Origin of the sequence: Paracoccus yibinensis, from assembly GCF_030846195.1 — a bacterium.
Taxonomy (GTDB): domain Bacteria; phylum Pseudomonadota; class Alphaproteobacteria; order Rhodobacterales; family Rhodobacteraceae; genus Paracoccus; species Paracoccus yibinensis.
Map to the genome: position 1 here is coordinate 1 of NZ_JAVCWH010000039.1, position 9956 is coordinate 9956.

The window sequence follows — 9956 nt, forward strand, 5'->3', positions numbered from 1 at the left end:
CATTCAGCCGCCCTTCTTCAAGGCGCTTTTGGATTATGCCGAGGACGGTTCCTATTCGTGGCACTGTCCGGGCCATTCAGGCGGTGTGGCCTTCCTAAAATCTCCCATCGGACAAATGTATCACCAGTTCTATGGTGAGAACATGCTGCGGGCCGACGTCTGCAACGCGGTTGAGGAACTGGGCCAGCTTCTGGACCACAACGGCGCCATTGGCGCATCCGAACGCAACGCCGCGCGGATCTTCAATGCGGACCACTGCTTCTTCGTGACCAACGGCACCTCGACTTCGAACAAGATGGTCTGGCATCATACGGTCGCACCCGGCGATGTTGTCGTGGTGGACCGCAACTGCCACAAGTCCATCTTGCACGCGATCATCATGACCGGGGCGATCCCTGTCTTTCTGCGGCCTACCCGCAACCATTGGGGCATCATCGGCCCCATCGCCCATGCCGAATTCGAACCCGACTCCATCCGCGCCAAGATCCGTGCGAACCCCTTGCTTGAGGGTGTCGATGCCGATGCCGTCATGCCTCGCATGATGACGCTCACGCAATCGACCTACGATGGCGTCCTCTACAATACCGAGGAGATCAAGCGGATGCTTGATGGCTATGTCGAGAACCTGCATTTCGATGAAGCTTGGATCCCGCATGCGGCATTCCATCCTTTCTACGGCACCTATCATGCCATGGGTCGTAAGCGCGACCGCACCAAGCACGCCGTGACCTATGCGACGCAGTCGATCCACAAGCTCCTGGCAGGGATAAGCCAGGCCAGCCACGTCCTGGTTCAGGATTCTGAAGAAACGAAACTGGATCGGCACCTCTTCAATGAATCCTACCTGATGCACACGTCGACCAGTCCGCAGTATTCGATCATCGCGAGCTGCGACGTGGCCGCCGCAATGATGGAACCGCCGGGCGGCACCGCGCTTGTCGAGGAGTCGATCCTGGAAGCCCTGGATTTCCGCCGGGCCATGCGCAAGGTCGATACCGAATTTGGCGAGGACGACTGGTGGTTCGAGGTCTGGGGACCGGAAGCGCTCGAGGAAGAAGGCATTGGCCGTACCAAAGATTGGGTGCTGCGTCGCACCGACAGCGAAGGCGTGCAACGCGACGGTGAAGAGAGCTGGCACGGATTTGGCGACATGGCGCCGGGCTTCAACATGCTGGACCCGATCAAGGCGACCATCATTACCCCCGGCCTGGACATCGAAGGGCGCTTCGATACCACCGGCATTCCGGCCTCGATCGTATCGAAATACCTAGCCGAGCATGGCGTCGTGGTTGAGAAGACAGGTCTCTACAGCTTCTTCATCCTGTTCACCATCGGCATCACGAAGGGGCGTTGGAACACGCTGGTCGCGGCCCTTCAGCAGTTCAAGGATGATTACGACCGCAACCAGCCCTTGTGGCGCGTGATGCCGGAATTCTGCGCCAAGCATCCGCGCTACGATGGCATGGGTCTGCGCGATCTCAGCCAGCACGTTCACGCGCTCTATGCGAAATACGATGTGGCGCGTTTGTCGACGGAAATCTATCTGTCGGACCATCATCCGGCAATGACGCCGTCCGAGGCGTTCTCGCACATTGCGCGGCACAAGACGCAGCGAGTGGCAATCGACGACCTGCAAGGACGGATCACGACCAGCCTCGTGACCCCTTATCCGCCCGGGATCCCGCTCTTGATCCCCGGCGAGACGTTCAATGCCAAGATCGTGGACTACTTGCGCTTCAACCGTGAATTCGCGCGCGAATGCCCCGGCTTCGAAACCGACATCCATGGTCTGGTTATGGAAACCAATTCGGAAGGGACGGTCTGTTATTATGCAGATTGTGTTGCCTCATGATAGCAAAAGCTATGCACCCTGACCCTTTCCGCCCTTCTAAACGACGCCAGGTGGGGGCGCGCCGATAGTTGGTCTGCAGTTGGCCAATGGGCATCATGCCGAGTAGGCCCGATCAGCCCTTCCCAGAGCAGGACCTAGCAGGGTCGCCGTCCTTGGGCATTTCTGCGGTCACTGCTGGGTCATTGACATCCTCGATGAGGCGGCGATGGCGGCGGGCTTCCGCGAGAACATCCTCGAGGCGTTCCAAACCTTTGGCTTTCAGAGCCGCAATTAGCCGCAGGTAGGCTTCTGCCGTTGCGCGGGCATCCCCTATGGCGGTGTGGCGTTCCTCGAGCGGAATGACAATGCCCAGTCGCATTGCAAGCATGTCAAGAGAATGCGGGGCCGACTGACCCCAGACTAGGGCCGACAGCAGGATCGTGTCCACCACCCTGTTGTCAAAATGCACCCTGGTCTCAAGCGATGCGCGCCGCAGCATCCCCATATCGAAGGGCGCATTATGGGCGACCAAGACAGCGTCCTCGACAAAGTGGTGAAAGGCAGCAAGCGCGGTCGTCATGTCTGGGGCATCAGCGACCATTTCATCCGTGATGCCATGGATCTTGGTCGAGCCAGAAGGGATGGGTCGGCCAGGATTGACAAGTGTCTCGAACCGCTCACCCGTGAGCCGGCCACGTGCAAGGCGCAGCCCGGCGATCTGCACAATACGGTCGGATGCGATGTCCAGCCCGGTCGTTTCGGTGTCAAAGACCACACATGTCAGATCGGACAACCGCGTCGAGACCTTGCTACCCTCCGACAGAGAAAAATCATAGGTCAGTCCCGCCACCTCTTCGCCTTCGGCGGCAAGAGGCAGCGGCAGCATCAGCCTGGCCTCTCCATTCCGCGCCTCGGACCAGATGCCGGTGACATGCGCCGCCAGGATTTGATGGCCTGTCAGTTCGGGCTGCATCGGATCGGGTGGCTCGGACAGCCAAGCTTCCAACCTGTCCATGGGTATCGGTGAACCGGGCCAGACAAGCGACAACCAAGCCTCGCCATTCTCTGCTTCGGCAGTCATGCAAGGCGTGATACCCGCTGCCCGCAAATTGCGGTCCAGATGGCGCAGCAACCCATTCATCCCCGGTGTATCGGCAAGCACAGCGAAGCGGGGCTGGTCAGGCAACAGTTCCAGTCCTGCTGCGAGCTCACTTAGGCTTGTCCGACCCTGCGGGGCATCGCCGGTCATCTTGTTGCTCAGTTCACGCACCGAATTGGCCAATCCCTGTCCTTCGGATCGGATCGACAGGGCAAGCGCGGGGGGGATCGGGCCGCCGAGCGCATCTAGCATTGGAACCAGCGTCGCGGCGTGGCGGCGCAACTGCTCCAATGCCTCGTAGGGCGCGGGGCGCTGTGCGGGGCGGTCGCGAAGCATCAACAACGTGCCTTCATCGATTGCCCGCATCCGGCCCCACAGCCGCTGCCCGCCCGATGTCAGGCAGGTCAGATCGGTCGAGGCCGCCCCCGCTGCCAGCCGCGCCGATGCAGATTCCAGTGCACCGCCGGCGATATAGCGCTCAAAGGGACGATCCAACCCGATGCCAGGGAATAGCCGCGAGGCCGAGGCGTTGTAGAAGACAATCCGTCCGGCCTTGTTGGTCATCACCGCGCCGGCCCCAATGTCGGCAAGGATGGACTCCAGCGTTTCTTTCTCGCGCTGCACGACAGCGTTATGTTCCGCCATGGCTTTGGACAGCGCATCAGTTGACCGCGCCCGCGCCTCGGCCGCATCTTTTGCAGCAGGGCCGAGATCGGCCAGATAGGGGGCTTCGGGGACCTCATGTATCTGGCCGGTGCGCAGGCCACCCGCCAGAAGTTCAATCGGGCGTACCACATTGCGGTCGAACAGGAACCAGACACCAGCGATAATCGCAACGGCCCCCATCCCCACGATCAAGGCCACCGATGCCAGGCCGTCCAAAATCGCCTCAGTATCAACTTCTCTGGTCGACAAGCTTTGCCCAGAAACCCATAGGCCCACGGTCAGCAAGCCCAGCACACCGCCCGCAAGCCCGGCGAAAATGAGGAAGACGCGCAGCCGCAGGGACAGTTTGGTCAGCATGGCCCTGCCAGGAGGCGCGCCAGTTCCTCGCGCAATTCCGAAAGTTCGAACGGCTTGGCGATGAAGCCGTCCGCGCCAAGCGCAAGCCCCTTGCGCCGTTCAGCCGCCGAACCGCGCGCGGTCATCATCAGCACCCGCACATCCTTGAGCGCCGGATCGGCACGCACGTCCTGTACGATCTGATAGCCCGAGACATCGGGCAGCATTACGTCCAGAAGAACCACATCGGGACGGCTGGCACGGATCTCGTTGACCGCGCCCGAGCCGGTGGCAATGCGCCTGTGGCTGTGGCCGTCGCGGGATAGCAGAAAATCCAGCGCGATTGCGATATTGTCTTCGTCCTCGACCACAAGAATGTCTGCCATCAGCCTTCTCTTTCACAGAGGATGAACCAAGCCGGGTTTGAAGCGCCGGACAGCGCGCTACCGAGCGGAGAGCAGATGTCGACCGGGGCCAGACTGAATCGAGGTCGCCAAGGCTGATTGTGTTGGCCGATCGACAGGACCTGCGCGTCATCAAACATCCGTCGGACCGCACGACCATCAATGGCGGGGATCATGATGACCTCATCCCAATATGCCTTTTTCGCGGCCAAGCTCCGATTGCATCCCTCGCACCACCACGAAGGCATTGCGCAGATGGCTGCGCTCAAACTTCGGCAAGGCAGCGGGAGCCAAGTGATTGTCGGGCCTTCCGCCGGCGCGGATCTGCGAAGCCTGGTTTTCCAGCCGCGCGTTCTGGATCACGTCGTATGCCGCAATCAGATCTCCTGCACCCGGTCCCGAGATGATTCCCGCTGCCTGTGCCTCGATGAGACGGGCACGGGTATTGACGGGGGTCAGACGCCCCTGCAGTGCATGGACGCGCGCGAGGTCGATCACCGGCACAACGCCATTATGCTTCATGTCGATCTTGTTGCGATGCTCTCCCGAGCGATGAGTGGCGATGCCGCCCATCAGGCTCAGCGGGGGGCGGTGCTTCAGCGCGTTGCCGATCATGTTGTAAAGAAAGATCGGCTTGTCTGCCGCCATTTCCAGCGTGTTGTGCTGCAATCCTGCCAGAAGCGCGGCATCCCCACCGATCGCCCGCAGGTCGAACATGACCGAGGCGAGCATCTGCGCCTCGGGATTTGGATGGTCTATCCAGTCGCGGAAATAGCCGCGCCAGACCGGACGCGGCTGCCGCCATCGCGGATTGGTGGCCATCATGTCGCCCGGGCAGAAGGCATAGCCGCATTGGTTCAGCCCGTCGCTGACGAAGCGCGCCAGCCTGGCGAACCACGGATCGTCCGGATCGCAGCCGTCGCCAAGGATCATGCAGTTGTCCTGGTCCGACAGGCCGGTCTGCTCCTGCCGCCCCTGGCTGCCGCAAGCCGCCCATAGCCAGGGGCCGGGCGCAGCGCCCAGTCTGTCCCCTGCCATGTCCAGCAGGCGCCGGGTCACGGCGTCAGCGATGTCGGAAATCATTCGCGTGATAATCGTGTGGCGATAGTTGCCATTGACCATCTGCACCAGCAATTCGGGAATCCGGTTGGCCGTCCGGGCCATGTCGTCGATATCGGAAGCCCGCGCGATGTCGCGGATAAGGGCCGAGGCCGACAGCGCCTGCACGCGCGTCAGATCGGTCTGGCTGACCATGCCGACAAAGCGGCCGTTTTCGACCACAGGCAGATGACCGACACGGCGTTCCAGCATGACGTTCAGCACGTCGTAGCCCAGGTCCGAAGCCGACAAGGTAATCGGATCGGGTGTCATCACCTGCGCGATCGGGGTGTCGATATCGCGCCTTTCGGCGAGGACGCGGTTCGACATGTCGCGGATCGTGACAAGGCCGACAACCCTTTCCCCATCAAGCACGGCGATGCTGCCGACACCGGCGTCGCGCATGGCGCGTGCGGCCTCGGCCACCGGCGTCTCGGGGGCACAGCTCAGGGGGGCGCGCCCTGCCATCAGATCCCCGACCTTCAAGACAGCCAGATCGTTCCAGGCAAGGCCTCCTTGGGCTGACCGGTCAAAGAAACGCGCCACCGAAGGATAGCTGCCGATCAGTCGCCTCAGTTCGGCCTGCGGCAGCATCAGGATTCTGGCATCTTCGGTTGCCGTCGCGGTGGTGACTGCCCGGCCGTCGCGCAGCAGCCCGCGTTCGCCAAAGGAATTGCCGCGGCCCAGTTCCGACACGCTGTCGCCGGTGGCGTCGGAAATGCAGACAGCTCCGCTTTCGATCAGAAACAGCCCGTGAATCGCGTCCCCGTGGCGATAGATCACGCTGCCTGCAGGCCAGATCCTGCAGCCGAAGGAACGGGCGACACGCGCCAGTTCGTCCTGCGGCAGGCTGTCATAAGGGTGGACCGTTGCGAGGAAGTCTTCGATCCGTGACATCAGGCAATACCATCCAGGATGGGGAAGGCCGCGCCCCCGGTGCGGGGACGCGGCAGTCTCATCAATGGGCCGAGGCTTCCGCCGCGCCGATCCCGGTTTCCGAACGCACCTGCTGCGCCAGGAAGCCGGCCCGGTCGATTCGGGCACGCCGGCTGTTTTCCAGCTTGGAAACGACCCAGATCGTAAGGAAGGACGCCGTCATCGAGAACAGCGCCGGCGAGGTATAGGGGAAGGGTGCGGAACCCACCGGATTGCCCAGGGTCGTCTCCCAGACCGACGGCGAAACCACCGTCAGACCCACCGACAGCGCCAGCCCGACGAAGCCGCCGATCACCGCGCCCCAGGTCGTGCAATCCTTCCAAAGCACCGACATGAACAGCACCGGGAAGTTGGCCGATGCGGCCACCGCGAAGGCCAGCGACACCATGAATGCGATGTTCTGGTTCTGGAAGGCGATGCCCAGGATGACGGCCAGGGCACCCAGGCACAGCGTCGTGATGCGCGACACGCGCAGTTCCGAGGCGCTGTCGGCCTGGCCTTTCTTGAACACCGTGGAATACAGGTCATGGCTGACCGCCGAGGCGCCCGACAGCGTCAGGCCCGCGACGACCGCCAGGATGGTCGCGAAGGCCACGGCCGAGATGAAGCCCAGGAAGATGTTGCCACCCACGGCCTGCGCCAGATGCACGGCGGCCATGTTGTTGCCGCCCACCAGCTTGCCCTCGGCATCCAGGAAATCGGGATTGGTCAGCACGAAGGTGATGGCCCCGAAGCCGATGACGAAGGTCAACAGGTAGAAGTATCCGATCCAGCCGGTCGCCCACATCACCGACTTGCGCGCTTCCTTGGCACTGGGCACGGTGAAGAAGCGCATCAGGATATGCGGCAGACCCGCAGTGCCGAACATCAGCGCCATGCCAAAGCTGATGGCCGAGATCGGATCCTTGATGAAAGTGCCGGGTCCCATGATGGATTGGCCTGCAGCCGCAGCGGCTTCGGGTGTGGTGTCGGGCACGGCGGCGGCCAAGTCGGTCTTGACGCGCACCGCATCGGCAAACATCGCCTCGGGCGAGAAGCCGTATCTCCACAACACCATGAAGGACATGAACGACGCGCCGCCCAGCAACAGGCAAGCCTTGATGATCTGCACCCAGGTCGTCGCGGTCATGCCGCCGAACAACACATAGACCATCATCAGCACGCCCACGATGACCACGGCGATCCAGTAGTCCAGACCGAACAGAAGCTGGATGAGCGACCCCGCGCCTACCATCTGCGCGATCAGGTAGAAGGCAACCACGACAAGCGTACCCGAGGCGGCGAAGACGCGCACCGGCGTTTGGGCAAAGCGGAAGGCTGCCACGTCGGCAAAGGTGAACTTGCCAAGGTTGCGCAGTCGCTCGGCCATCAGGAAGGTCAGGATCGGCCAGCCGACAAGAAAGCCGATCGAATAGATCAGCCCGTCGTAGCCCGAGGTCATCACCGCCGCCGAAATCCCCAGGAACGAGGCCGCCGACATGTAATCGCCTGCGATGGCCAGGCCGTTCTGGAAGCCCGTGATGCCACCGCCCGCCGTGTAGAAGTCAGATGCCGACTTGGTCTTGGACGCCGCCCATTTGGTGATATACAGCGTGCCCGCCACGAAGACCGCAAACATCAGGATCGCTGTCCAGTTCGTGGGCTGCTTCTGCGCCCCCTGGATCACGTCGGCGGCCATCGCCGCGCCGGGCGGCATCAGCAGCGCCAAGGCGCAGAAGGCTGAAAGTTTCCGCATCATGTCAGCGCCCTCTCTTGATTTGCTCTGTCAGCGTGTCGAATTCGCTGTTCGCGCGCCGGACATAGACAGCCGTGATGATGATGGTGAAAATGATCACACCGAAACCGATGGGGATCCCCCAGGTCATCACGCCATCGCCGATCCTGGCGGACAGCAGTTCCTTGTTGAAGGCAATCAGCAGGATATAGCCGTAATAGACCACCAGCATGGCGATGGTCAGGATCCAGCCGAAACGCGATCTCCTTGCCTTCAAGGTCTGATAGCTCGGACTCTCGGCAATCCGATCAGCCACTGTCTGTTCCATGGGTCTGGCACCTCCATTGCCATTTCAAGTGGTCCGTCCGTGTGCGCAAAAAGGCCAGCGAACGGCGCGCGCGTAGGAAGCGGTCCCCGGCGGACCTGTGACAGGATAAGCCGAGACCGGTCTGCGGACGGGGCGCCCGCAGAGATGATCTTGGGAAATGAGGGGCGCTTGCCCCCCTTATCTCACCCTTTGTTCATCCGGTTGGCGATCAGGTCGTCCACCACCTCGGGTTCGGCCAGGGTCGATATGTCGCCCAGGCTGCCATAGTCGTTCTCGGCGATCTTGCGCAGGATGCGGCGCATGATCTTGCCGGACCGGGTCTTGGGCATGCCGGGCGCCCATTGGATCACGTCGGGCTTGGCGATGGGGCCGATCTCGGTGCGGACCCATTTCTCAAGCTCGCCGCGCAATTCGTCAGAAGGCTGCACGCCGTTCATCAGCGTGACATAGGCATAGATGCCCTGCCCCTTCAGCGGATGCGGGTAACCGACCACGGCGGCCTCCGCGACCTTCTCATGCGCGACAAGGGCCGATTCGACCTCGGCCGTGCCCATGCGGTGGCCGCTGACGTTGATGACGTCATCGACGCGGCCGGTGATCCAGTAATAGCCGTCCTCGTCCCGGCGGCAGCCGTCGCCGGTGAAGTAGTAGCCGGGATATTGCTGGAAATAGGCCTCCTGGAAGCGCTGGTGATCGCCCCACAGGGTGCGCATCTGGCCGGGCCAGCTGTCAGCGATGCACAAGACGCCTTCGGCCGGGTTGCCCTCGACCACCTTGGCGGATTCGGCTTCCAGGATCACGGGCTTGATGCCGAAGAAGGGCAGCGTGGCCGAACCCGGCTTGGTTTCCGTGGCGCCGGGCAAGGGCGTGATCAGGTGCCCGCCGGTTTCCGTCTGCCACCAGGTATCGACGATGGGGCAGCGGCCCTTGCCGATGTTGTCGTTGTACCAGTTCCAGGCCTCGGGGTTGATCGGCTCGCCCACGCTGCCCAGGATGCGCAAGGACGACAGGTCGTGACCCTGGATCGGATCGGTTCCCTTGGCCATCAGCGACCGGATCGCGGTCGGCGCGGTATAGAATTGCGTGACCTTGTGCTTGGCGCAGACCTCCCAGAAACGGCCCGCGTCGGGATAGGTCGGCACGCCTTCGAACATCACCGTGGTCGCGCCATTGGCCAGCGGGCCATAAACGATATAGCTGTGACCCGTCACCCAGCCGACATCCGCCGTGCACCAGAAGACATCGCCGTCCTTGTAGTCGAAGGTGTACTGGTGCGTCATCGCGGCATAGACCAGATAGCCGCCGGTCGTATGCACGACCCCCTTGGGCTTGCCGGTGGACCCCGAGGTGTAAAGGATGAACAACGGATCCTCGGCCCCCATGGGACGCGGCGGGCAGTCGGGACTTGCGGTCTCCATCAGCGCCTTGACGTCCACGTCGCGGCCGTCGATCCAAGTGGTCTGGTCGCCGGTATGCTTGACCACCAGGCAGCGCACCCGGTCGGAACAATGCAGCAGGGCGGCGTCGGTGTTCGATTTCAGGTT

General features: G+C 62.3%; 8 protein-coding genes. 1 reads left to right on the plus strand and 7 read right to left on the minus strand.

Annotated elements, in window-relative coordinates; all coding sequences use genetic code 11:
* Positions 1–1852 (plus strand): aminotransferase class I/II-fold pyridoxal phosphate-dependent enzyme (locus tag RAH32_RS20850; RefSeq protein WP_306610322.1); only part of this gene is annotated, 1852 nt, incomplete at its 5' end.
* 112 nt (positions 1853–1964) lie between these two features.
* Here RAH32_RS20850 and RAH32_RS20855 read toward each other — a convergent pair.
* The 7 genes from RAH32_RS20855 to acs all read right to left on the minus strand — a co-directional run.
* Positions 1965–3953 (minus strand): 3'-5' exonuclease, encoded by a 1989-nt coding sequence (locus RAH32_RS20855; protein ID WP_306610323.1) that lies wholly within the window; start codon positions 3951–3953, stop codon positions 1965–1967.
* Positions 3947–4318 carry a response regulator transcription factor gene (locus RAH32_RS20860; RefSeq protein WP_306610324.1) on the minus strand — a complete coding sequence of 124 codons (372 nt, stop codon included), beginning with the start codon at positions 4316–4318 and terminating at the stop codon, positions 3947–3949. Before RAH32_RS20860 ends, RAH32_RS20855 begins: the two co-directional genes overlap by 7 nt.
* Complete coding sequence (locus RAH32_RS20865) at positions 4318–4512, minus strand: hypothetical protein (protein ID WP_306610325.1); 195 nt, start codon at positions 4510–4512, stop codon at positions 4318–4320. The genes RAH32_RS20860 and RAH32_RS20865 overlap by 1 nt, the downstream gene beginning before the upstream one ends.
* A 7-nt stretch (positions 4513–4519) precedes the next feature.
* Positions 4520–6331 carry a DUF294 nucleotidyltransferase-like domain-containing protein gene (locus tag RAH32_RS20870; protein ID WP_306610326.1) on the minus strand — a complete coding sequence of 604 codons (1812 nt, stop codon included), beginning with the start codon at positions 6329–6331 and terminating at the stop codon, positions 4520–4522.
* 61 nt (positions 6332–6392) lie between these two features.
* On the minus strand, positions 6393–8105 hold the full coding sequence (locus tag RAH32_RS20875; protein ID WP_373429747.1) for a cation acetate symporter: 1713 nt from the start codon (positions 8103–8105) through the stop codon (positions 6393–6395).
* Positions 8106–8109: 4 nt separating this feature from the next.
* Complete coding sequence (locus tag RAH32_RS20880) at positions 8110–8412, minus strand: DUF485 domain-containing protein (protein ID WP_103174596.1); 303 nt, start codon at positions 8410–8412, stop codon at positions 8110–8112.
* 182 nt (positions 8413–8594) lie between these two features.
* On the minus strand, positions 8595–9956 hold a 1362-nt coding region (gene acs / locus RAH32_RS20885; RefSeq protein ID WP_306610328.1), incomplete at its 5' end, for an acetate--CoA ligase.